This window comes from Amycolatopsis sp. NPDC039088 (assembly GCF_055598845.1).
Genome location: NZ_JBVKAE010000001.1, coordinates 478,502 through 501,193, shown reverse-complemented (window position 1 = coordinate 501,193; position 22,692 = coordinate 478,502). Strand labels below are relative to the sequence as shown.

Below are 22,692 nucleotides of genomic sequence, written 5' to 3'. Positions count from 1 at the left end.
AGCAAAGGTCCCTTGCTCCCCCGCCGGGATCAGGAGGCCCGGCCGAGGGTTTCTTCGACGCGCTCGCGCAGGGCGGGCGGGAGTTCGCCGAGCAGGTGTGACCACTGCTCGATCCGCTTCTCGCTCAGGTGGGTGAGCAGGTCGAGCACGGGCGGCCACAGGCTCTCGTCGGCTGCCGCGACCCGGAGGAGGCCACGGAACCGGTCTTCGGACAGCAGGCCGAGGACGTGATCGATCCGGCCCTTGTCGTCGAGGACGAACGCGATCCGGATCAGCGCTTCGTCGCCGATGACGTCGAGAGCCTTCCGAACCGTCGGATCGGGCAGGTGGCCGACGAACCGGCCGACGGTGATCCAGTCCTCTCGACGCACCAGTTCCCCGGCGACCGCGACGACAGTGTCGAGCGGGATCCGGGTGATGATCGCGCTCGCCCGGCGCGGGTCGAGTTCGGCCGCGACGTCGGCCAGGAAGCGCGGCTTCAGCCGCTTCGCGACGTCGACGCCCCGAGAGACGTCCACCAGCCCGGCGATCCGGGCGCACAGAAGCGGACCGAAGACCTTCTCGGCGATCTTCGCCAGGATCGGGCCGGGGACGAGCTTGCTCGCCATCGCCATCCGCTCGAGGACGGCGAGGTTGGCGTCGAACAGCGTGTCCGTCACCTGGTCACGGAACGCCTGCAGTTCGGCGGCGTCCACGCGGTCGAGGTAGGCGAGCCGTTCGGGCGTGGTGCCCAGGACGCGCGCGAGCTTGAGGATCTCCGCCTGCGAGGCGAAGTTTTCGGTGGTCACAGGCCCACCACCCGGCGGACGGTGCCACGAAGAAGGGCGGGTACGTACTTCAGGCCCTCTTCGCCCGCTTCCGCCAAGGCCTTGGCCTGGCGGTGGCGCGCGTCGCGCAACGCGTCGGAGAGGTCCTGTTTCGCGTGGTCGGCCAGCGCTTCGATGCCTGCCGGGACAGGACCGCCTAGCTGACCGGAGAGTGTGCGCTCGGCCATGGTCGATCATCATGCCTCATGGAACCGGGGGAAGCAGGGGACCTTTACTTTCGTCCATGGTGGGCCGCTCGTCACGGCTTGTAGCGTCCAGGTCTGTGAAGGACGAGGAGGAGCCCGCGCGGCGCGGGCGGCGGCTGATCATGGACGTCGCGCTGTGGCTCGGGCTCTGTGGCTGGGTGGTCATCGACGCCGGCTCCAGCACGAAGCACTGGGAACTGCTCTTCGGGCTCACCGCGACCACGGCCGCGATCGCGGTGTCGCGCCGGTACCCGCTGATCTCACTCGCCATCGCCATGGTCGCGAGCTTCGTCGTGCTGGGCAGCTTCGGTGGCCGGGTGCCGATCTGGGAGGGCTTCCTCCTCGTCGCCGTGAGTTACCTCGCGGGCTACCGGCAGCCGGTCGCGAAGCCGATGTTGCGGGTATTCACCGTCGTCTCCTTGATCGCGGTCCCGGTGGCGCTGCTGTGGAGCAAGGACGGTTTCTCGTCCTGGGGAGCGCTGCTCGGCATCCTGGTCTTCGCGTCGGTGACGCCGTGGCTCTTGGGCCGCTACATCCGGCAGCGCGAGGACATGGCGCGGGACGGCTGGCGCCGCGCCGAGGAGATGGAGAGCCGCCAGCGGCTCATCGCCGATCGCGCGCGGCTGCGCGAACGCACCCGGATCGCCAGCGACATGCACGATTCGCTGGGCCACGAGCTGAGTCTCATCGCGGTGCGCGCGGCGGCGCTGGAGGTCGCGGGCGGGCTCGACGAGCAGCAGCGGCAAGCCGCCGGAGAATTGCGGCAGAGCGCCGCGACGGCGACCGAGCGGCTGCGCGAGATCATCGGGGTGCTGCGCGAGGACGACGCCCCGACCGAGCCGGTGGACGAGAGCATCGACGAACTGCTCGACCGCGCGAGGGCGTCCGGCGTGCTGATCGAGTCCTCTGTGGACGCTCCCGTCGACGGCGAGCCGGGGATGGTCGACCGCGCGGCGTATCGCGTGGTCCAGGAGTCGTTGACGAACGTCGTCAAACACGCGCCGGGAGCCGCCGTCACCGTCCGGGTCACGCGTTCGGCAGGGCGGACGGACGTCGTGGTCACCAACGCGCCACCGCCCGCGGGGCCGCTGCCGGGCCGGTCTTCCGGACGCCGTGGCTTGATCGGCCTGCGCGAGCGGGTCCGGCTGGTCGGCGGGACACTGCGCGCGGGGCCGAGCGGCGGCGGGTTCGAGGTCAGCGCGACCCTGCCGCATGACGCGGCGCCTTCGGAGGAATCGCCGGAGAGCCAGGCGGCGATGGACGCGGAGGTCGGGCAGTCGACATCGGCCAGGGAACTGGAACGTGCCCGCCGCGACGTCCGGCGCAGCCTGATCCAGGCGATCGTCGTGCCGATCGGGCTCTTCGGCCTGGTGGTGGGGATCAGCGGGGCGGTGTTCCTCGTCCAGTGGTACGGCTCCGAACTCCCCAGCGGAGCCTACGAGCGGATCCGGGTCGGCCAGACACGGGCGGAGATCGCGCCGGTCCTGCCCGGCGGTCAGCGGATCGCGCGGCCGCGGACGGTGGAGCCGCCGGTGCCCGCCGGAGCGGTATGCGAGTACTACGGCACCGAGCGCACCGTGTTCAACTTGAACTACGAGGCCTATCGGCTGTGTTTCGCCGACGGGAAACTCGTGGCGAAGGACGTGATCAGTGAGGACGAGCAAAGGGGGAACCCGGATGATCCGGGTGGTGCTGGCCGATGACGAGGCGATGATCCGGGCCGGCGTGTCGGCGATCCTGGCCGCCGACAGCGAAATCGAAGTGGTCGCGGAGGCCGAGGACGGCCGTTCCGCCGTCGAGCAGGTGCGCGCGACCAGGCCGGACGTCGTGCTTCTCGACATCCGGATGCCGGTCATGGACGGGCTCAAGGCGGCGGAGGAGATCCGGCGGCTGCTGCCCGAGGTCGGCGTGATCATGCTGACCACGTTCGGCGAGGACACCTACATCGAACGCGCGCTCGGCCTCGGCGCGAGCGGTTTCCTGCTGAAATCCGGTGATCCGCGCGAACTGCTGTCCGGGATCCACGCGGTCGCGGGTGGAGCGGCGTTCCTCTCACCGAAGGTCGCCCAGCGGGTCATCGCCCGGTTCTCCGGCAACCAGGTGTCCCGCGCGGAAGAGGCGAAGGCGCTGATCGGCAAGCTGACGCCGCGTGAACAGGAAGTGCTGGCGCTGCTGGGTTCCGGACTGTCCAATGCGGACATCGCGGGCAAGCTGTTCGTGGTCGAGGGCACGGTGAAGGCCTACGTGAGCACCATCCTCAACCGGCTCGGCGCACGGAACCGCGTGCAGGCCGCGATCACCGCGTACGAGGCGGGGCTGGTCGGCGGGGAACCGGAGGCGTCCAGCCGCTGATGCCTGCGCCGATGCGGGCGGTGAGCGCGCCGGGAAGCAGCCGGAACACGCTGTTGCGTACGGCCACGGCAAGCGGGTTGCTCAGCTGTGGGCCCATTTTTCCCGCCTGAATCGACGATTTGACCACCGACTGGCTGCGCGGACGGCGCTGCTCGTCGTAACTCTTCAGCGCCGCGTCGACGTCCTCGGTGGAACTGAACGCGGCGGCGAGGACGACGGCGTCTTCGATCGCCTGGCAGCCGCCTTGGCCGAGGAACGGCGGCATCGCGTGCGCCGCGTCGCCGAGGAGCGCGACCCGCCCCTTCACGTAGGACGGCAGGGGAGTGCCGAGCAGGTGGAGGTCGTGGTGGAGCAGTGTCTCGGGGGTGGTGGCGTCGATGAGCTCCGGGATCGGTTCGTGCCAGCCGCCGAAGCGTTCACGGAGATAGGCCTTGGGGTCTTCGTGGCGGATGCCTGCTTCGGCGACGTAGCTCGCCCACCAGTAGACGCGGCCGTCGTGGAGCGGGATGACGCCGATCTCGGCGCCGTCGTCCCAGCTGGTGCTGAGCTCCGTCGGATGCGGGAGCGCGGTCACCGCGCGGAAGGCCGTGCTGCCGCTGTAGACCGGTGCGGGATGCCGCGGCCACAGCTGCTTGCGGAGTCCGCTGTGGATTCCGTCGGCGGCGATGACGACGTCCGCGTCGAGATCGCCGACGTCGGTGACCGCGGTGCCGGTGCGGACGCTTCCGGCGGGCAGGGCGTCACGGAGTGCCTCGATGAGGTCTGCGCGGTGGATGGCGGCGAGCGGGCGGCCGTGGTGACGGCGGAACGCGTCGGCGTCCCATCGGGTGATGCGGCGGCCTTTCCGGTCGTGGAGGCCGCCGGACGATTGCTCTCGGAGCTTGTCGAGGCGGATGCCCAGTGTTTCGAGTGAACGCAGGGCATTCGGCCACAGGGAGATTCCCGCGCCCGCGGCGGTGAGTTCCGGCGCCTGTTCCAGGACGGTGACCTCCCAGCCGATGCCGTGCAGCCCGATGGCGGCGCTGAGTCCGCCGATTCCCCCGCCGACCACGATCGCTTTGCGCATGTCGACCTCCTCTACGTTTGTAGAGTACTACTACACTTGTAGAGTGCGAAAGGCGATAATCGGAGACGCGGCCATCGAGGTGATCGCGGCTGAGGGGATGCGCGGGCTGACCCATCGCGCGGTCGACCGGTTCGCGGGGCTGCCGTCGGGATCGACCTCGTATTACGCGCGGACGCGGGCGGCGCTGTTGGAGCTGGCGATCTCGCGGATGGTCGAACTCGACGAGGTGACCATCGAGCCGCGGCCCGGGAAACTGGCCGAGTATCTGGCGGGGTTCGCGCACGCGGCGATCACGCGGGGGCGGACGCGGATGCTGGCGCGGTACGAGTTCGCTCTGGAGGCGACGCGGCGGCCGGAGCTGCGCGAGGCCTACGACCGCGGCGGGCTGGTGATCCGGCGAAGGTGCGCCGAGGTGCTGGCCGACCGCGGGTCGGCGGAGCCGGAGCGGCACGCGCGGGTGCTCGTCGCGTGGCTGGACGGGACGATCTTCGACGCGCTGGCCGGGACCGGGTCGCTGCGGCCGCCGGGGCTGGCGGAGCTGACGCGGGACGCGGGGGAGGTTCTGGCTGGGCTCGGGGTGGCGGGGTAGCAAGGGACCTTTGCTCTCGCCTGGGGCTCTGACCTGCGGAAAGAGAGCGGGGGACCTTTGCTGTCGCTGGAGCCGCGACGGGAGGGGCAGGCCGCGTAGCGATGGGTGCGGACTGTGTGGATTTTGCTGCGTTAGATGGAGCGAAATCCACACAGTCATGGCGTCCACCTGCGGAAAGGGAGCAAGGGACCTTTGCTCTCGCTCGCTTAGGCATGCTAAGTAAGCGAGAGCAAAGGTCCCTTGCTCCCCCTCAGGAGTCCCGGCGCCGGAGCACGGTGGAACCGGTGACGAGACCGGCCGCCGCCCACGCTGTACAGAGCGCGATGCCGACCCAAGGCGCGTAGGGCGCGACGCCGCCGAAGATCGGGTTCGGCTCCCCTGAAGTGACCATCGCGTTGACGCCCGCGAAGCCGGGGAAGTAGTTCACGATGTCCTCCCCGCCCAGCGAACCGGCGAACATCGGGATCATCACCAGGAGCACGAAGACCGTCACGATCGTCCCCGCCGTGCTCCGCAGCGCCGTCCCGAGCCCGAGGCAGAGCAGGCCCAGGAGCGCGAAATAGCCGCCCATGCCCGCCGAGGTCGCGAGGACGTCGCCCACCGAGGAATCCCGCGCGGGGATCAGCGGCGCCGAGATCGCCACGCCGGCGAGGGAGTTCAGGACGCCGTAACCGAACAGCACCGGCAGCAGGACGGCCGATTTCGCCGCGAGGACCCGGTTCCGCATGGGGACCCACTGCAGGGTCGAGCGGATGCTGCCACTGGCGTACTCGCTCGTGATGAACAGCGTCGCCAGCGCGACCACGGCGAACTGCGTGAGATAGAACGCCGCCCCGGTCACCACGGCGTGTGGAGCCATCGAGCGTTCGACGCCGGAGTTCGCGGCAAGGCCCAGCGCGCCGGAATAGGCGAGCATCAGCAGAAGCCCGCTGATCAGGCACCACCAGGTGGAGCGGACCGACCAGAACTTGGTCCATTCCGAAGTGATCGTGTTCATCGTGCGCTCCACTGCTTGAAGAAGGCGGTCAGCCGGTCGCGGTAGAAGTCCAGTGCTTTCCGCGAATCGATCGAGCCGTACTGGTTGCGGACGAAATCGGCGGGCAGTGAAGACCGCAGGCCCAGCTGGTCCATCAGGATCGCGCCGTCGGTCACCGAAGAGTGGCCGCTGTTTTCGAGCAGGTACCGCTCCTTCGGCCCGGTGAGCCGCGGCCAGGTCTCGTCCCAGCTCTTCCCGAAGTTCGTCTCGCCGATCGGGCTGGCCAGCAGCAGCAACGGCCGGTCGAGCGAGACGGTGCCGAAGAACGGGCCGTCGACGTTCACGCCCGCCTTGATCCGCCGGTCGGCGACCATCGACGCGGCCGTCGCCGAACCCCCGGCCGAGTGACCGGCCATGCCGATTTTCGCCGGATCGACGGAGAAGCGCCGGTCCTTCAAGAGGGTGTCGATGACGAACGACACGTCGACAGCGCGGTTCTCGATCGCCGACGGCCAGGGTTCGCCGGGAAGTCCACAAGGGACACATTGGCGGAGGCCGTCGGGGAACTCCGTCGCCCACGCTTCGTAGGCGTGATCGACCCCTGCGACCACAAAGCCTTGTGCGGCAAGGCGTTCGGCGACCGCGGTCAGGGTGATCCGGTTGTTGCCCGCGCCAGGTGAAAGCACCACCAAGGGACGCCGTCCGGGCAGTGAGGGCGCGTTCTCCCTCGAATGGACCCGCACCTCGCTCAGCGTGTCCGGCGGCAGGTCGAGGTTCCGTCCGGCGATCGCCGCCGCCGACTCCGCCCGCGTCATGTACAGCGGGGCGCGGCCGATCGGCGCCGCCGGGTACCAGACGTTGACCATCAGTTCGCGCCGCTTTTCGGGCACCCAGGGGTCGGCTCGCCGCTGATCGGTGAGGTGCAGTGTGCGCACGCCGATCGGGAACGGGCCGCCCGGCGCGGGCAGGGACGGCTCCGGCGAAGCGGCCGCGGCCGCCGGCACCCCCAGCAGGCCGGCGATCACCGCCACCAGGACCATGAGTGACTTCATGCCGCGACTCCCGTTCCGTATTCGACCGACGAGGCGGTCAGTTCCATGTAGGCCTGCTCCAGCGACGCGGTCCGTTCGGTCAGCCCGTGCACGCGGATCCCGAGTTCGTGCACCACGTCGCCGACACGCGCGACGGACAGGTCGTGCACGACCAATTCGCCCTGGTCGGTTTCGGTGCTCGCGCCGAGTGCGCGCAGACGCTGTTCGAGCGCGCGCAGATCGCCCGGAGCGGGTAGCCGCACCGCGACCGACGTCCGCGAATTGCCCGCGATGAATTCGTCGACCGGGGCGTCGGCGAGCAGTTTCCCCTTGCCGATGACGACGAGCCTGTCCGCGGTCAGCTGCATCTCGCTCATCAGATGGCTCGACACGAACACCGTGCGACCCTCCGCGGCGAGTGACCGCATCAGGTGCCGTACCCAGCGGACGCCGTCGGGGTCGAGGCCGTTCACCGGCTCGTCGAACATCAGCACGCCGGGGTCGCCCAGCAGGGCGCCGGCGATGCCGAGCCGCTGTCCCATCCCGAGTGAGAACGCCCCGGCTCGCTTGCCCGCGACCTCGGTGAGACCGACCGTCGCGAGCACTTCGTCCACCCGGCTCGCCGGGATCCCGTTGCTGCGCGCCATCGCCAGGAGATGCTTGCCCGCGCTCCGGCCCGGGTGCAGCGCCTTGGCTTCCAGCAAAGCTCCGACCTCACGCAGCGGATGCCGCAGGTCCGCGTACTTCTTGCCGCCGATGCGGACCTCGCCGTCGCTCGGCGCGTCGAGGCCGAGCGTCATCCGCATGGTCGTCGACTTCCCGGCGCCGTTGGGCCCCAGGAAACCGGTCACCTTGCCCGGCTCGACGGCGAAGGTCAGCCCGTCGACGACCGTCTTCTCCCCATAGCGCTTCGTGAGTCCTCGAAGCGTGATCATCCGCGTCCTCCTTCGTGTCGTGCCAGTTTCCGGCGTGGCGGCCCGCGCGGGCATTGCCCCGAAGTCATCGGTCACCCCTTACTTTCGGCAGGTGCCGTTCGGCACGAGTCACCGCGGAAAGGCACAATCGGCGCCATGACCACCCGTGGACAACGGCGCGTGAATCCGCTCGACCTGGTGATGCTCGCACTCGCCGTGTTCTCCGTCGGCCTGCTCGCCTATGTGACGTTCTTTCCGCATTCGGAGGAGACGGCGCATCGCGTCTTCATCGTCGACACGACGGTGTGCGGGCTCTTCGCGCTCGAATTCCTGTGGCGGTGGCGGCGCAACGGCTGGGAAAAATGGTTCCCGCTGCGCAATTGGTACGAGATCCTCGGCATGATCCCCATCGCGCATCCGGCGCTGCGCGGGTTCCGGCTGCTGCGGATCATCGTGGTGCTCGTCCGGCTCGCGCGGACGGCGGACCGTGCGTTCGGGGAGCAGTTCACCCAGCGGCTGGTCGAACGGCTGTCGCGGCCGATCGTGCTGGCGATCAAGAAGCCGATCACGATCGCGGTACTCGACGAGGTCGTCAAGGTGCTGGAAACCGGGAACTACCCCCAGAATCTCGCGCGTTCGCTGCGCGAGAACCAGACACAGCTGCGGGGCATCATCGCCGAGAAGCTGAAGAACGACCCGCAGGCGGGACGGCTTTCGAAGCTGCCGTTCCACGACGAGGTGGTCCGTTCGGTGATCGACACCGCGATGCGCGTGATCCTCGAAGTACTGACGGATCCGCGGACCGACGAGTTCTTCGCGCATGTCGTGCGGGAAAACCGGGAGCAGATCCGCAGCGCGGTGCAACTGGGACTGAACGAGCAACTGGACGACGAGGAGCTGGCGGAGCGGCTGCCGACCCGGCCTCAGCACCAGATGATGGACTGATCGGTCAGGTCGCGCGTCGCGTGGTCCGCCGGGTGGGGGCTGCGCTCAGTGGGTCGTCCGGCCACGGATGCTTCGGATAGCGTCCGCGGAGATCGGCCCGTACGGCCGCATATCCGTTGCGCCAGAACGATTCCAGATCGGCGGTGACCGCGGCGGGCCGCCCGGCGGGCGAGAGCAGATGCAGAACGACGGGGACGCCCGCCAATTCCGGTGTCGCGAGCCAGCCGAAGGTCTCCTGCAGTTTCACGGCCAGCACCGGTTGCTCACCCGAGTAGTCGACCCGGATCCGCGAACCCGACGGGACCTCCAGCCGGTCCGGCGCCAGTTCGTCCAAGCGCGACGCTTCGGGCCACGGCAGCAGGCCGCGTAGCGCGGCACCCGCGTCCAGCGACGCCAGGTCCGACCGACGTCGCGCCGAGCCGAGGTCGAGCCAGGAGTCCAAAGTGGACAGCAAGGTCGCGTCATCGACCGGCGGCCAAGGTGAACCCACTACCCGATGCAGGAAGGCCAACCGCTCCCGGAGCCGTCGCCCGTCCTCGGACCAGCGCAACAGGCCGAGCCCTTCGGTGCGCAATCCCTCCAGCAGCGCGGCGCGAATCGCGTCCGGCGCGGGTGAGCGCAGTGGTTTCTCCGACAGCACGATCGCTCCGAGCCGCCGTATCGAACGCGCCACGACGTCACCCTGGGACCAGTGCACTTCGTCGGCCGAGGAAACCAGATTCGGTGCCGCGCGGACGGCGAGGTCCTCGTCGGCGGGCGCGGCCAGCCGGATGATGCCCTGCGCGCGGCCGGGGTCGCGGGTCGCTTCGGCCACCGCCAGCCATTCGACGTCGGCCAGTCCGCTGCCGCGCGGCAGTTCCGCCGCCGTGCCACCGGCCATCAGATAGACCGGCGTACCCGCGGAACGCCGCCGGGCGAGCCGTTCGGGATGCGCCAGCGCCACGATCAGCGCCGGATCGGGCGCGCCGCCGCCGTCGGGCACCAGCTTGGCGAGCCGTCGCACGTCGGACTTCCAGCGGTCGTCGCCCCGGACACGCCGCAGTTCGGCTTCGAGGTCGGTGAGCGTGCCGCCACTGTCCAGCAGCGCGACGACCTCGGCGGCTGAACGCGCGTTGGTGCGCGCCGCGCCGTCCAGCAGCGCCCGAGCCAGTCGCGGATGCAGGCCGAGCCCGGCCATCTTCCGGCCGCGTTCGGTCACCGTTCCGTCTTCCGCGGTCGCGCCGAGCGTCGTCAGCAGCGCGCGACCGGCGGCGAGCGCGCCTTCGCCGGGCGGGTCCCACCAGGCGAGCCCGGAACCGTCCGGAGTGGACCAGCACGCGAGCTCCAAAGCGAACCGGGCCAGTTCGGCCGTGCGGATTTCGGGTTCGGGGTACGCGGGCATGGAACCCTGCTCGTGCGCCGCCCAGCAACGGTAGGCGCGTCCCGGCGCTTCACGCCCGGCCCGGCCGGCGCGCTGCTCGGCGACAGCCGCCGAAACGCGCACGGTCGCCAGCCCCGGCAGCCCGCGCCGGTGATCGACACGAGGCACCCGGGACAACCCGCAGTCCACCACCGCGCGTACGCCCGGCACGGTCAAGCTGGACTCGGCGACCGACGTCGAGAGCACCACCCTGCGACGAGCGCGCGGGCGAAGCGCGTCGTCCTGGCTCGCCGCCGAAAGCCGTCCGTGCAGTGGCAGCACGTCGGCGTCCAGGCCACTGAGCAGTCCGCTCACCCTGGCGATTTCGCCGGCGCCGGGAAGGAAGGCGAGGACATCACCGTCCCCTTCGGACAGTGCTTTGTGGATCGCGCGGACCACGGTCGTCTCGATCCGCTCGCCGCGCGCGGGTGGCTGATACGAGACATCGACCGGATAGGTGCGTGCCCGCGCGGTGATCACCGGCGCGTCCCCGAGCAGGGCGGCCAGCCGTCCGGCCGCCACGGTGGCGGATGTCGCGAGCAGGCGCAGGTCGTCCCGCAGCCCGGCGCGCACGTCCAGCAGCAGCGCGAGCAGGAGGTCCGCGTCGAGGTGGCGCTCGTGGCATTCGTCGAGCAGGACGGTCGAAACCCCGGCGAGTTCGGGGTCGCCCTGCACCCGCCGGACCAGCAACCCGGAAGTGACCACTTCGATCCGCGTCGAAGACGACACCTTGCGATCCCCGCGCACCGAATAGCCGACCGTCTCGCCGACACGTTCGCCCAGCAGGGACGCCATCCGCGCTGCCGCGGCCCGTGCGGCCAGCCGCCGCGGTTCGGCGACGATCACCCGGCCCTCGCCGTCGTCGAGGGCGAGCGGTACCAAGGTGGTCTTGCCGGTTCCAGGGGGCGCGACGAGCACCGCGGTGCCATGCGTGTCGAGGGCGGCTCGGAGTTCGGGCAGGACGGCGCGAACCGGCAGGTCGGGAAGGGTCACTGCTCGGTGACCCGCGGTGGGGGAGGGATGCGGTAGCCGGAGGGCCCGATGTTGCGGTTCAGCGAGGCGAGCCATTCACCGGACGAGATCATCTTCTGGATGGCCCTGGCCACTGCCGCGCGCCCTTCGTTGTCGCCCTTGCGCAGGCCGACGCCGTACTTCTCGGCGGAGAACGGCTTGCCGACGACCCTCAGCAGTTCCGGGTTCTGCGCGACGTATCCGGCCAGGATGACGTCGTCGGTGGTCACCGCGTCGACCTGGCCCGCGAGCAGTGCCGTGACGCAGTCCTGGTAGCGCGGGTACTCGACGAGCTGGACGGCCTGGGCGAACTTGTCACGCACCTGCTCGGCCGAGGTCGTGCCGCCCACGGCGCACAGTTTGCGGCCGTTGAGATTCTCCGGACCGGTGATGTCGGTCGACCGGAGGCGGACCAGCAGATCCTGGCCGGTTTCGAAATAGGGGCCGGCGAAGGCGACCACCTGTTTGCGTTTCTCGGTGATCGAATAGTTCGCCACCATCAGATCCGTGAGCCCGGATGTTATGTCCGTCTCACGAGTCGACGGTTTGCTCTCGTGCCAGGTGATGCGGTCCTGGTCGACGCCCAATTCGCTCGCGACGTACTTCGCCACGTCGACGTCGAAGCCGACGTAGCGGCCGTCGACCGTCCGTTTGGAAAGCCCCGGCTGGTCGAAGCGGATGCCGATGGTGAGCTTGTTGGCTCCGACGGCGCGCGCGACGAGCGAATCCGACGGACCGGCCTCCGGCCCGCAGGCCGCCACCGTTGTGACCAGCATCAAGCAAGCCGTCAGCAGAGCACGTCCCCTCATCGGGTGCCTCCGTCCGCCGCCTCACCTTGTTCTCAGGGTCGACCGTTAGCCTAGGCCCGTGCGCAGACCGCCCCAAGTCTTGCTCGACGCCGTGGGCACTTTCGCCCGGCTGGGCCTGGCCGCCGTCTGGTTGGTTTCCGGAGCGCTGAAGATCAGCGATCCGGGGCAGACCTACATCGCGGTGCAGGCTTTCGACGTTCTGCCGGACGGGCTCGTCCGCCCGGTCGCGGTCGGGATGCCGCTCGTCGAACTGGCGCTCGGCCTGTTCCTGCTCGCCGGGTTCGTGACCCGTTGGGTGTCGGTGCTGTCGGTGCTGCTGCTGGCGGTGCTCATCGCCGCGATCGCCCAATCCTGGGCGCGCGGGTTGAGCATCGACTGCGGCTGCTTCGGTGGTGGCGGTCAGATCGCCGCGGATCAGACGCAGTATCCGCAGGAGATCGCCAGGGACCTCGGTTTCGCGCTGCTGGGCGTCTGGTTGATCGTCCGGCCGCGGACCTGGTTCTCCGTGGACGGCTGGCTCGGGAACTTCCGTGCCCCCGCCGACGACGACTATGTGGGTATCGCTGAAGGGAACGAATAATCGTGGGTGGAGCTGAGCGCAACGCTCGGAAACGCAAGCAGCAGCAGCAGACGGCGGCGCGCTCGGTGGCACAGGCCAGAGGCGTCGCCGGCGGCGACAAGAAGAAGGTCGTCGCGATCACGGTCGCCGTGGTCGTGCTCGCCGCGCTGGTGATCGGTGGCGTCATCTGGACGACGTCCAGCAAGGACAGCACCGAGGGCAAGGTGATCCAGCCGCAGGCCTCGGCGCCGGCGGCACCCGGTGTCGTCCAGAAACGTGACGGGGCCGTCGTGGTCGTCGGCAAGGCCGAGGCGAAGAAGACGATCGACATCTACGCCGACTTCCTCTGCCCGATCTGCAAGCAGTTCGAGGAGAAGTTCAAGGACCAGATCCAGGAGCAGGTCAACAACGGCGTCCTGCAGGTCCGCTATCACATGCTGCCGATGCTCAACCAGCGCTCCGATCCGCCGGGGTACTCGATGGACTCCGCCAACGCCTCGCTCGCCGCGGCCGACGCCGGCAAGTTCCTCGCCTTCCACGACGCGCTGTTCAAGGACCAGCCGCAGGAAGGCGGACGCGGGTTCGACAAGGGGCAGCTGATCAAGCTCGGCCAGGACGTCGGCATCACCGACCCGGCTTTCGTCACGGCGGTCAACACCGGTGTCTACGAGCAGCAGATCCAGGACGCGTACAAGAAGACCTCCACGGATCCGTCGTTGCAGCAGGACTTCGGCAACGGACCCGGTTTCGGCACACCGACCGTCGCTTCGAACGGCCAGGTCGTGAAGCTCGAGGACGGCTGGGTGCAGAAGGTCGTCGGCTGACCCCGGTGCATTTAGTCCTCTCGATGCGGTAGTTGCGTGTGCAAGGACCGCGTTTAGAGGACGAAATGCGGGAGTCAGGGGCGCGCGGAGGAGGCGACGTTCGCGAAGGCCTGTACGCGCGCTGTCTCCGCGGAGCGCGGCCAGACGAGGCCCCACTCGACGTCGGGTGAACCGGTGAAGGGCACGAAGCGGATTCTCGGGTGGCTGAAGTACTCCCGCGCGTGCGCGGCGAGGGGACAGATGCCGGCGCCGGTGGCGATCGCGGCGAGCAATTCCTGAAAGGTCGCGAACGGCTTGCCCCGCGTCACCGGATGTCCGGCCGGCGTCAGCCATTGCCTCGGCTCCTCGACCCAGTACGGCTCCGGCGGATGCGCCGCGCGAAGGACGGTGTCGCGGGCGAGATCGTCCAGAGTCACCGACTTCCGCCGCGCGAAGGGGTGTTTCGACGACACCGCGAGTACCATCGGTTCGGAGTACACGGCCGGGCCGGTGGTGAGATCGGCTTCGTCAGCCGGAAGCAGGGTCACCAGGACGTCGATCTCACCCGAGCGCAGCATCGCGAACGGGTCGGCGAAATCAGCCTCCCGGATCAGCAATTCCGTTTCCGGGTAGCGTTGCCGGAAGCGGTCCAGCAGGCTCTCGGCGAGGTCGGCGACGCCGGGGGCTTCGAAGCCCAGCCGTAGCACCCCGCCTATCCCGCGTCCGGCGGTGACCGCGCGCTCGATGCCTTCGTGCAGCGCGCGGTAGGCGGGCCCGAGGTCGTCCCGCAGCCGCCTGCCGATCGGCGTGAGCTGGACCCGCCTGCTGGTGCGGGCGAACAGAGGCGCGCCGATCCGGCGCTCCACCTGCTTGATCGTCTGGCTCACCCGTGCCTGCGAGATATGCAGCCGCTCCGCGGTGCGGCCGAAATGCAGCTCGTCGGCCAGCGTCAGGAAGATCTCGATGTCCCGCAGTTCCATAATCCCCAGGTTATCGATCCGGGACCGTGTCGGTCACCGGTAGCCGTCTTTCTGTTTAGGTCTAGACCACCTGCGGGCTGTCATGCGTTAATTCAAGCCTTGAACTTACGCTCCTGGCTTGGGTGGTGAGCAAGATGAAGAAATTCATACTCCGGCTCGCTCTACTGTTCGCCTCATGTCTCGCACTGGCCATGGCGCCGGTGCCTGCCGGGGCCGCGCCCGCCTTCAAAGTGCTGGCCTTCTACAACGGCACCTACGACGCGGCGCACATCAGCTTCGTCAAGGAAGCCAACCAGTGGTTTCCGAAAACCGCCGCGGAGAACAACTTCGGCTACACCGCTACCAACGACTGGAACCGGCTGAACTCCCTGCAGCCGTCGCAGTACCAGGTCGTGGTGTTCCTGGACGACCTGCCGCAGACCTCGGCGCAGCGCACGGGCTTCGAGCGCTACATGCGTGCGGGCGGCGCCTTCTTCGGCTTCCACGTCGCCGCGTTCACCACCAATCCGTCCACTTGGGACTGGTATCACAACAGATTCCTCGGCACGGGCGCGTTCAAGTCGAACACGTGGGGCCCGACGACGTCGACGTTGCGTGTGGAGAACCGGTCACACCCCTCGACCACGCGGCTGCCCGCGACGTTCACCTCGTCGGTGAGCGAGTGGTACGCCTGGACCAGCGATCTGCGGAAGAACCCCGACATCCGGATCCTCGCGTCGGTGGACCCGGTGAGCTTCCCGCTGGGGACCGACCCGAATCAGTCCTGGTACAGCGGGTACTACCCGATCCTCTGGACCAACGACAAGTACAAGATGCTGTACGCCAACTTCGGCCACAACAAGATGAACTACGAGACGAACCAGCCGTTGTCGTCGACCTTCGCCAGTGAGGTGCAGAACCGCTTCGTCGTCGACGGCCTGCTGTGGCTCGGGGGAGCGAAGACCGCCTAGAGACAGTGCCGGAGGGCCGGGCCGGGGGTGTTTTCCCTGGTCAGGCCCTCCGGCGAGAGCAAAGGTCCCTTGCTACTCCTCGATGGCGCCGCCGACCGCCCGCAGGTGCTCCCGGAACGTCAGCGAAGGTGACTTCTCGCGCTCCACGAGGAAGTCGGCGAAGCGCACCTGTTCGCGAAGGGTCTCTCCGGCGCGGATCCGCTCGGCTTGCCGCCGTTCGGTGTCGCGGATGGCTTCCGCCCGGTCCAGGACTTCGTCGGCGCGGTCGGCCGGGACGAACAGCACGCCGTCCTCGTCGCCGAACACGAAGTGGTCCCTGGTCACCGTCCACTCCCCGACGACGGCCGATTCCAGTGCGCCGTCCGGGCGGGCGGAGACCGAGAGCGGGCCGGTCGGGATCGAGCCGAGGCTGAACACCGGCAGGCCGATCTTCTTGATGTCGGCGGTGTCGCGGTGCAGGCCCCAGATGACGACGCCGCTCAGTCCGGCCGCTTCCGCTTCGAGGACCGCGAGGTCGCCGACGCAGCTTTCGTCGAGCCTGCCGCCGTTGTCGACGACCAGGACGTCGCCGGGGTTCGCCATTTCGTACGCCTCCAGGAAGACGTCGACGCTGCCGACGTGCCGGGCGGGGGTGATCCGCCCGGCGACGCGGCTGCCGGGCACGATCGCGTGCGTTCCGGCCGGCGCGCAGCGGACCGGGACGCGGGCGCGGACGCAGCCGTCGGTCAGGTGCGCGGTGGTCAGCAGGGAGAACCGCTGCCGAAGCTCCTCGGGATCCATGACCCGACTTTAGCCACGGCGCCACACCACGGGCGTCTCGTAAGGCCCGTGCTCCGGCAGGGTGCCCGCGACTTCCCCGTTCTCGCCCGCGATGGTCGCGCAGCCGCGGGACGGCGCGGGAAGCGTCTCGACCTGACCGCCGAGCGACCACACGGCGGGAATCGTCGAGTAGTCCGGTGTTCGCATGCAGCCCGCCACCTGTCCCGAGCTGGTGAGCGTGTTCGCCGTCATGCCCTCCGGCACCGGCACTGAGGTGTCGACGGTGGTCCACACCCAAGCGCCGCCTTCGAGGTCGGCCAGTACTTTGCCGCCCCGGATCGCGAGGGCGCGTGACTCGCGGATGCCGTCGGGGAGCACGAGCTTCTGCGCCACCCCGTCCTTCCAGAGCCAGGTGCTGCCGAACTGTTCCTGCATCAGGATCGTGCCGTCGTGGTCGACGTCCACCGGGCTGAGCAACGGCGAGACGTCCAAACGCACCGGATGCGCGCGGTCGTCGGCGGGCCAGAGCGCTGCCCAGGAGCCGTATCGCGGATCGTTGAACACGGTGCCGACGATGTCGCCACGGTCGTTCATGCCGACGACCCGGCTTTGGGAGTAGCCCGGCACGTTCTCCAGGACCTGGAACGCGCCGTTCTCGAAGACGAACGAACGATTGGCCCGGGTGGAGATCGCGTAGCTGTTGAGGAGAACGGTCCCGGACGCGTTCTCGTCCACGGTGTCGACGGTGTTGTAGCCCGCCGGGATGCCGTGGTCGTGGACGGCCCCGCTGGACCAGGTGAGCAAACCGCCGTCGAAGTGCCCCGCGTAGCTTCCGGCCCCATCGGTGGCCACGACCCGGAGAGCGTCGCCGCCGGGTGGCAGCGGCAGGTAGCTCATCGTCCAATCGCTCGCCGATGCCGTGCCCGCCGACAGCAGTCCGGCGGCGACGGTCGCGGCCAGGACCATGCTCGTTCTTCTCATCGCATACCCCCTGTGAAGTGGTGTTTGCCCTGTTTAGCGGGGGTGTGGTCCGGCTGTCTGCGTCACCTGACACTCAACGTGTGGTAACTAACATCCGTGCAGACCTGTATGTAAGGGGTTGATAAATACAGTCCTGTCTGTATCTTCAGTTCCAGCAGCGACCCGGCAAGCGCAAGGAGCGTCGTGGTGGGCAACAAGGTGTACGTCGTCGGCGTCGGCATGACGAAATTCGAGAAACCCGGTCGCCGCGAGGACTGGGACTACCCGCAGATGGCCAAGGAGTCCGGGACCAAGGCGCTCGAAGACGCCGGGATCTCCTTCGGCGAGGTGCGGCAGGCCTACGTCGGCTACGTCTACGGCGAGTCCACCTCGGGGCAGCGCGCGGTCTACGAACTGGGCATGACCGGCATCCCGGTGGTCAACGTCAACAACAACTGCTCGACCGGATCGACCGCGCTCTACCTGGCCGCGGAAGCGATCCGGGGCGGCCGCGCGGACTGCGTGCTCGCGCTCGGTTTCGAGAAGATGCAGCCGGGTTCGCTCGGTTCGACCTACGACGACCGCGAACAGCCGATGGGCAGGCACCTCCAGGCGCTCGCGGAGATCTCCGAGGTGCTGTTCCCGCCGGCACCGTGGATGTTCGGCGCGGCTGGCCGCGAGCATATGAAGACCTACGGGACGACCGTCGAGCACTTCGCCAAGATCGGCGAGAAGAACCACCGGCATTCGGTGAACAACCCGTACGCGCAGTTCCAGGAAAGCTATTCACTGCAGGACATCCTCGACTCGCGGATGATCTACGACCCGCTCACGAAGCTCCAGTGCTCGCCGACCTCGGACGGCTCCGGTGCGGCGATCCTCGCCAGTGAGTCCTTTGTGGACTCGCATGGGCTGGCGGGGCAGGCGGTCGAGATCGTCGGGCAGGCGATGACCACCGACTTCGCGAGCACGTTCGACGGCACCGCGAAGAACATCATCGGCTACGACATGAACGTCCAAGCCGCCCGCCAGGTGTATGACCAGGCGGGGCTCGGCGCCGAAGACTTCCAGGTCATCGAACTGCACGATTGCTTCTCCGCCAACGAACTCCTGCTCTACGAAGCACTGGGGCTCTGCGCCGAAGGCGAAGCCGGGAAGCTCGTCGATTCCGGGGACACCACCTATGGCGGCAAGTGGGTCGTCAACCCGTCCGGTGGGCTGATCTCCAAGGGGCACCCGCTCGGCGCCACCGGCCTCGCGCAGTGCGCCGAGCTGACCTGGCAGCTGCGCGGTACCGCGGACAAACGCCAGGTCGACGGTGTCGAAGCCGCGCTGCAACACAACATCGGACTCGGCGGCGCCGCCGTCGTCACCGCCTACCAGCGCGCCGAGCGCTGAGCGCACCGAAAGGAACAACCATGGGCAAGATCAGTGCCTCCGTCGAACTCCCCGCCGCTCCCGGCAAGGTGTGGGCGGAGTTCTCGAACCCCAACAACTTCGAGAAGTGGCTGACCATCCACACCAAGTGGAAGGGCGACGTCCCGGCCGAATTCTCCAAGGGCGCGCAGGCTTCCGAGGTCGTCACGATGCTCGGGATGCCGAACACGATCACCTGGACCGTCGACGAGTTCGAGGCACCGTCGAAGCTGGCGATCTCCGGGACCGGGATGGCCGGGGTGAAGGTCAAGTTCGAGCTGTCCGTGGAGCCGTCCGGGGAGGGATCGCTCGCCAGCATCGACGCCGAGTTCGCCGGACAGATGATCGTGGGCGCGCTCGGCAAGGCCGTCGAGAAGGACGGCAAGAAGAACCTCGACGCCTCCCTCGAGAACTTCAAGGCGCTGGTCGCGTGACCGAGGACCGGTTCGATCCGGGCGGGCTCGGCAAGTGGACCGACGAGTCCCGGTTCGAGGTGACCCGCGAGCGGCTGATCGAGTACGCCAAGGCGACCAACGACCCGATCCCGGCGCACCTCGCGGGTGATGTCGCGAGCCCGGTGTTCGCGATCGTGCCGGTGTTCGAGTCGCTGATGGAACCCGCGCTGGAGGTCGTGCCGGTCGGATTGTTCGGCCGGATCGTGCACGGGGAACAGGAATTCCGGTTCCACCGGCCGATCCGTCCCGGCGACAAGCTCGTGTCCCGGGCGCGGATGACCGGCTACGAAGGCCTGCCGAACGGTACGCGCGGCACCATCCACCTCGAATGCCGCACCGAGGACGGCGACCTCGTCAACGAGCAGTACGTGACGTTGTTCGTGCGAGGGTTCGACACCGGGGAGACACGCGGCGAACTCGGGCCGGACCACAAGTTCGACGAAAGCCTGCGCCTACAGCCGCCGGTGGCGAAGGTCAGCCAGCACGTCGACGACGACCAGACCTACCGCTACGCGCCTGCCGCGGGCGATCCGATGCCGATCCACCTCGACGAAGAGGTCGCGAAGGATTCGGGGCTGCCGGGGATCATCGCGCACGGCCTGTGCACCATGGCGTTCACCTCGTGGGCGCTGCTGACCGAGGTCGCCGGGTCCGATGTGGACAGACTGAAGCGGTTCGCCGTCCGGTTCGCCAAACCGGTGCTGCCCGGCCAGGACCTGACGACGTCCATCTGGCGCGCGGGCGCCGGGAGCTACGCGTTCGAAACCACCGTCGGCGAAACCGTCGTGCTCAAAGACGGTCTCGCGGAATTCGCGGAGTAGGAGCAAAGCCATGGGAGCACTCGACGGGCGGGTCGCCGTCATCACCGGCGCCGGCCGGGGGATCGGCCGGGAGCACGCGCTGCTGTTCGCGCGGGAGGGCGCGAGCGTCGTGGTCAACGACCTCGGCGGGGCGAACGACGGCAGCGGGGCCGACACCGGTCCGGCGCAGGAGGTCGTCGACGAGATCCGCGCGGCGGGCGGGAAGGCCGTGGCGAACACGGCCGACGTCGCCGACTGGGCGGGTGCCGAGGAACTGATCGCGCAAGCGGTCGGCGAGTTCGGCAGGCTGGACGTCGTCGTGAACAACGCGGGCATCCTGCGCGACGCGTTCATCGCCGGACTGGAGGAGTCCCAATGGGATTCCGTGATCGCCGTGCATCTGAAGGGGCACGCGGCGGTGCTGCGGCACGCGGCGGCGTACTGGAAGTCGGCGAGCAAGGCCGGTGAGCAGGTGGCCGGTTCGGTGATCAACACCGCGTCGGCGTCCGGCGTCACGCTGCCGAACGCGGGACAGGCCAACTACGGCGCGGCGAAGGCGGGCATCGCCGCGTTGACGCTGGTCGCGGCCGAGGAACTGGACCGCTACGGCGTGCGGGTCAACGCGATCGCGCCGATCGCGCGCACGCGGCTCACCCTGGCGACGCCGGGGATGGGCGCGATCTTCGCGCAGGAGGTCGAGGAAGGGGAGTTCGACGCGTTCTCCCCGGCCAACATCTCGCCGCTCGTGGCCTACCTCGCGACCGAGAAGTGCCCGCTCACCGGCAAGGTGTTCGCGGTGCAGGGCGGGGCGATCTCGGAACTCGCCGGCTGGCACGACGTCAAGGTGATCGAAACCGAGGAAGCCTGGACGATCGACGACATCGCGGCCAGGCTGCCGTGATCGAGTGGTCCGAGACCGAACTGCTGATCCGGGACGCGATCCGCGAGTTCGTCGACAAGGAGATCCGGCCGCATCTCGACGCGCTGGAAAGCGGCACGCTGCCGCCGTACGACATCATCCGCAAGATGTTCGCCTCCTTCGGCATCGACGCGCTCGCGCGGGAATCGGTGTCGAAGCTGCTGGCGAAGTCGTCCGGGTCCGGGTCGGGTGGCGGCGGGCTCGCGTTCGGCGGGCAGGAGGCGATGGTGCTCATCGCGGTGAGCGAGCTGGCCGGGGTCAGCCTCGGCATCGTCGCCTCGCTCGGCGTGAGCATCGGACTGACCGCGCAGACCATCCTGACGAAGGGCACGCAGGCGCAGAAAGAACGCTGGCTTCCCGGGCTGGCGACCTTCGAGAAGGTCGGCGCGTGGGCGATCACCGAACCCGACTCCGGCTCGGACGCTTTCGGCGGCATGAAGACGTCGGTGCGGCGCGACGGGGACGAGTATGTCCTCAATGGACAGAAGACTTTCATCACCAACGGCCCGTACGCCGACACGATCATCGTCTACGCGAAGCTCGACGACGGCTCGGAGGTGCGGGACCGCAAGGTGCTGACGTTCGTGCTGGACAAGGGCATGCCGGGGCTCACACAGGGCAAGTCGTTCAAGAAGATGGGCATGATGTCCTCGCCGACCGGTGAGCTGTTCTTCAGCGACGTCCGGCTCGGCCGGGACAGGCTCCTCGGCGAGTCCGAGACCGGCCGTGACGGCGACAGCAAGGCCGAGGTGAAGTCCGGGTTCGCGGTCGAACGGATCGGGGTCGCGGCGCTGGCGCTCGGGATCATCAACGAATGTCACCGGCTTTGCGTGGACTACGCGAAGAACCGGAAGCTGTGGGGCCAGGAGATCGGGCGGTTCCAGCTGATCCAGCTCAAACTGGCGAAGATGGAGGTCGCGCGGATCAACGTGCAGAACATGGTCTTCCAGCTGATCGAGACCCTGCGCGCGGGCAAGATGCCGACGCTGGCCGAGGCTTCGGCGATGAAGCTGTACTCGTCGGAGGCGGCGACCGAGGTCGCGATGGAGGCCGTGCAGCTGTTCGGCGGCAACGGGTACATGGCCGAATACCGGGTGGAGCAGCTGGCGCGGGACGCGAAGTCGCTGATGATCTACGCGGGGAGCAACGAGATCCAGGTGACGCACATCGCGAAGGCGCTGCTGGGCCGCTGAGAGAGCAAGGGACCTTTGCTATCGCGCGGGTGAGGGGGACGGCGCGCGGGGTGGCCGCAGTTAGAGGACTAAATGCGGCCGAGTCAGCCGAAGGTGACGTGTCTGTGAAGGCCTCCTTCCCGCGCTCAAGGTCAGGGGCCGGCAAAGTCGAAGTAGGGCAGGCCTGATTCTGGACGCATGCCGGGCTTCAGTGTCCACAAGGGACATTTATGAGTAACTGAACGTCCGTGGGGTCGTGAGTGTTAATGAGGGTTATTGAGGGGTAAGGCAAACGTGTCGTGCCTCGGGCGAGACGGCGGGCTGGGTGACGCGACGCCGCACTCGCGTGCTCAGACCCGGATCTCGCGTGCTTAGACTCCGCATCCCTGAGTGCGGCATCCAGGCACGCGAGTCACGCCTTACCGAAGTACATGAAGGCCCCTTCCTTGCGCTAGGCGCCAGGAAGGGGGCTTTCATGTACTTCACGACCGGCCGCCGAGGCCCCAGCCGTCCCACTGTCACCAGGGCTCACATCCGACGGTAGCGAAAGCCTCCTTCACTACCGTCAGAGCAGGGTCCCGGCAAAGTCGAAATCTTGCTGGTCGGAGACCTCTTCGTCATGGCGCAGGCCGACGTCTATGAAGGAATTAGGACGTTGAGTGTCCCAATTCCTTCATAGACGCGGGGTCGCACCCCGGTTGCGAAGCTTGATCAACAGAGGTTCAGGGGTATGCCCCTGAACCTGGTGCACCTCGAGTGTGGAGGATTTGGGACGTTCACCGTCCCAAATCCTCCACACTCGGACCCCGCAGGCA

23 protein-coding genes are annotated in these 22,692 nt (G+C 68.4%); 12 read left to right on the top strand and 11 right to left on the bottom strand.

The window, feature by feature from the left end; translation table 11 throughout:
• Positions 1-29: 29 nt before the first annotated feature.
• Positions 30-788: a hypothetical protein gene (locus ACZ7KI_RS02085; protein WP_470271402.1), complete on the bottom strand. Its 759-nt coding sequence runs from the start codon at positions 786-788 to the stop codon at positions 30-32.
• The gene (locus ACZ7KI_RS02080; protein ID WP_470271401.1) at positions 785-994 is read right to left on the bottom strand and encodes a hypothetical protein; all 210 of its coding nucleotides are present in this window, start codon (positions 992-994) and stop codon (positions 785-787) included. Before ACZ7KI_RS02080 ends, ACZ7KI_RS02085 begins: the two co-directional genes overlap by 4 nt.
• 140 nt (positions 995-1,134) lie before the next feature.
• Between ACZ7KI_RS02080 and ACZ7KI_RS02075 the strand changes: the two genes are divergently transcribed.
• Both ACZ7KI_RS02075 and ACZ7KI_RS02070 read left to right on the top strand, forming a co-directional pair.
• Positions 1,135-2,715 carry a sensor histidine kinase gene (locus tag ACZ7KI_RS02075; protein ID WP_470271445.1) on the top strand — a complete coding sequence of 527 codons (1,581 nt, stop codon included), beginning with the start codon at positions 1,135-1,137 and terminating at the stop codon, positions 2,713-2,715.
• Positions 2,690-3,364 (top strand): response regulator transcription factor, encoded by a 675-nt coding sequence (locus ACZ7KI_RS02070; RefSeq protein ID WP_470271400.1) that lies wholly within the window; start codon positions 2,690-2,692, stop codon positions 3,362-3,364. The genes ACZ7KI_RS02075 and ACZ7KI_RS02070 overlap by 26 nt, the downstream gene beginning before the upstream one ends.
• Here ACZ7KI_RS02070 and ACZ7KI_RS02065 read toward each other — a convergent pair.
• Complete coding sequence (locus ACZ7KI_RS02065; RefSeq protein WP_470271399.1) at positions 3,309-4,430, bottom strand: FAD-dependent monooxygenase; 1,122 nt, start codon at positions 4,428-4,430, stop codon at positions 3,309-3,311. The genes ACZ7KI_RS02070 and ACZ7KI_RS02065 overlap by 56 nt on opposite strands.
• 43 nt (positions 4,431-4,473) lie before the next feature.
• Between ACZ7KI_RS02065 and ACZ7KI_RS02060 the strand changes: the two genes are divergently transcribed.
• Positions 4,474-5,019 carry a TetR/AcrR family transcriptional regulator gene (locus tag ACZ7KI_RS02060; protein WP_465503060.1) on the top strand — a complete coding sequence of 182 codons (546 nt, stop codon included), beginning with the start codon at positions 4,474-4,476 and terminating at the stop codon, positions 5,017-5,019.
• A gap of 250 nt (positions 5,020-5,269) precedes the next feature.
• Here the strand turns inward: ACZ7KI_RS02060 and ACZ7KI_RS02055 are convergent, their stop codons facing one another.
• From ACZ7KI_RS02055 to ACZ7KI_RS02045, 3 genes are read right to left on the bottom strand one after another with little or no spacing between them, the layout of a single operon-like run.
• Positions 5,270-6,016, bottom strand: a complete 747-nt coding sequence (locus tag ACZ7KI_RS02055) for an ABC transporter permease (protein WP_470271398.1) — start codon at positions 6,014-6,016, stop codon at positions 5,270-5,272.
• Positions 6,013-7,047, bottom strand: a complete 1,035-nt coding sequence (locus ACZ7KI_RS02050; RefSeq protein WP_470271397.1) for an alpha/beta hydrolase family protein — start codon at positions 7,045-7,047, stop codon at positions 6,013-6,015. The genes ACZ7KI_RS02055 and ACZ7KI_RS02050 overlap by 4 nt, the downstream gene beginning before the upstream one ends.
• Positions 7,044-7,961 carry an ATP-binding cassette domain-containing protein gene (locus ACZ7KI_RS02045; protein WP_470271396.1) on the bottom strand — a complete coding sequence of 306 codons (918 nt, stop codon included), beginning with the start codon at positions 7,959-7,961 and terminating at the stop codon, positions 7,044-7,046. Before ACZ7KI_RS02045 ends, ACZ7KI_RS02050 begins: the two co-directional genes overlap by 4 nt.
• 135 nt (positions 7,962-8,096) lie before the next feature.
• Between ACZ7KI_RS02045 and ACZ7KI_RS02040 the strand changes: the two genes are divergently transcribed.
• Positions 8,097-8,885, top strand: coding sequence for an ion transporter (locus tag ACZ7KI_RS02040; RefSeq protein WP_470271395.1), 789 nt, complete (start codon positions 8,097-8,099; stop codon positions 8,883-8,885).
• Positions 8,886-8,889: 4 nt separating this feature from the next.
• On the opposite strand, the gene hrpB is transcribed toward ACZ7KI_RS02040, so the two are convergent.
• Entirely contained in the window at positions 8,890-11,277 is a 2,388-nt protein-coding gene (gene hrpB / locus ACZ7KI_RS02035) for an ATP-dependent helicase HrpB (protein ID WP_470271394.1), read from the bottom strand.
• Entirely contained in the window at positions 11,274-12,104 is an 831-nt protein-coding gene (locus ACZ7KI_RS02030) for a glutamate ABC transporter substrate-binding protein (RefSeq protein ID WP_470271393.1), read from the bottom strand. The genes hrpB and ACZ7KI_RS02030 overlap by 4 nt, the downstream gene beginning before the upstream one ends.
• A gap of 91 nt (positions 12,105-12,195) precedes the next feature.
• On the opposite strand from ACZ7KI_RS02030, the gene ACZ7KI_RS02025 reads away from it, so the two are divergent.
• Together ACZ7KI_RS02025 and ACZ7KI_RS02020 are read left to right on the top strand one after the other, a co-directional pair.
• Positions 12,196-12,684 carry a MauE/DoxX family redox-associated membrane protein gene (locus tag ACZ7KI_RS02025; RefSeq protein ID WP_470271444.1) on the top strand — a complete coding sequence of 163 codons (489 nt, stop codon included), beginning with the start codon at positions 12,196-12,198 and terminating at the stop codon, positions 12,682-12,684.
• A gap of 2 nt (positions 12,685-12,686) precedes the next feature.
• Positions 12,687-13,487 (top strand): DsbA family protein, encoded by an 801-nt coding sequence (locus ACZ7KI_RS02020; protein ID WP_470271392.1) that lies wholly within the window; start codon positions 12,687-12,689, stop codon positions 13,485-13,487.
• Between the two features lie 74 nt (positions 13,488-13,561).
• Here the strand turns inward: ACZ7KI_RS02020 and ACZ7KI_RS02015 are convergent, their stop codons facing one another.
• The gene (locus ACZ7KI_RS02015; protein ID WP_470271391.1) at positions 13,562-14,446 is read right to left on the bottom strand and encodes a LysR family transcriptional regulator; all 885 of its coding nucleotides are present in this window, start codon (positions 14,444-14,446) and stop codon (positions 13,562-13,564) included.
• Between the two features lie 134 nt (positions 14,447-14,580).
• Between ACZ7KI_RS02015 and ACZ7KI_RS02010 the strand changes: the two genes are divergently transcribed.
• Positions 14,581-15,396 (top strand): ThuA domain-containing protein, encoded by an 816-nt coding sequence (locus tag ACZ7KI_RS02010; protein ID WP_470271390.1) that lies wholly within the window; start codon positions 14,581-14,583, stop codon positions 15,394-15,396.
• 72 nt (positions 15,397-15,468) lie between these two features.
• On the opposite strand, the gene ACZ7KI_RS02005 is transcribed toward ACZ7KI_RS02010, so the two are convergent.
• Both ACZ7KI_RS02005 and ACZ7KI_RS02000 read right to left on the bottom strand, forming a co-directional pair.
• Positions 15,469-16,176 (bottom strand): RraA family protein, encoded by a 708-nt coding sequence (locus ACZ7KI_RS02005; protein ID WP_470271389.1) that lies wholly within the window; start codon positions 16,174-16,176, stop codon positions 15,469-15,471.
• A 9-nt stretch (positions 16,177-16,185) separates the two neighbouring features.
• Entirely contained in the window at positions 16,186-17,136 is a 951-nt protein-coding gene (locus ACZ7KI_RS02000; RefSeq protein WP_470271388.1) for a hypothetical protein, read from the bottom strand.
• A gap of 183 nt (positions 17,137-17,319) precedes the next feature.
• Here ACZ7KI_RS02000 and ACZ7KI_RS01995 point away from each other — a divergent pair, with 183 nt between their 5' ends.
• The 5 genes from ACZ7KI_RS01995 to ACZ7KI_RS01975 are packed head-to-tail and all read left to right on the top strand — an operon-like array spanning position 17,320 to position 21,898.
• On the top strand, positions 17,320-18,513 hold the full coding sequence (locus ACZ7KI_RS01995; protein ID WP_470271387.1) for a lipid-transfer protein: 1,194 nt from the start codon (positions 17,320-17,322) through the stop codon (positions 18,511-18,513).
• Between the two features lie 20 nt (positions 18,514-18,533).
• Positions 18,534-18,965, top strand: coding sequence for a type II toxin-antitoxin system Rv0910 family toxin (locus ACZ7KI_RS01990; RefSeq protein ID WP_470271386.1), 432 nt, complete (start codon positions 18,534-18,536; stop codon positions 18,963-18,965).
• The gene (locus ACZ7KI_RS01985; RefSeq protein WP_470271385.1) at positions 18,962-19,807 is read left to right on the top strand and encodes a MaoC/PaaZ C-terminal domain-containing protein; all 846 of its coding nucleotides are present in this window, start codon (positions 18,962-18,964) and stop codon (positions 19,805-19,807) included. The genes ACZ7KI_RS01990 and ACZ7KI_RS01985 overlap by 4 nt, the downstream gene beginning before the upstream one ends.
• A 10-nt stretch (positions 19,808-19,817) precedes the next feature.
• On the top strand, positions 19,818-20,687 hold the full coding sequence (locus ACZ7KI_RS01980) for an SDR family oxidoreductase (protein WP_470271384.1): 870 nt from the start codon (positions 19,818-19,820) through the stop codon (positions 20,685-20,687).
• On the top strand, positions 20,684-21,898 hold the full coding sequence (locus tag ACZ7KI_RS01975) for an acyl-CoA dehydrogenase family protein (RefSeq protein WP_470271383.1): 1,215 nt from the start codon (positions 20,684-20,686) through the stop codon (positions 21,896-21,898). The genes ACZ7KI_RS01980 and ACZ7KI_RS01975 overlap by 4 nt, the downstream gene beginning before the upstream one ends.
• Positions 21,899-22,692 lie beyond the last annotated feature (794 nt).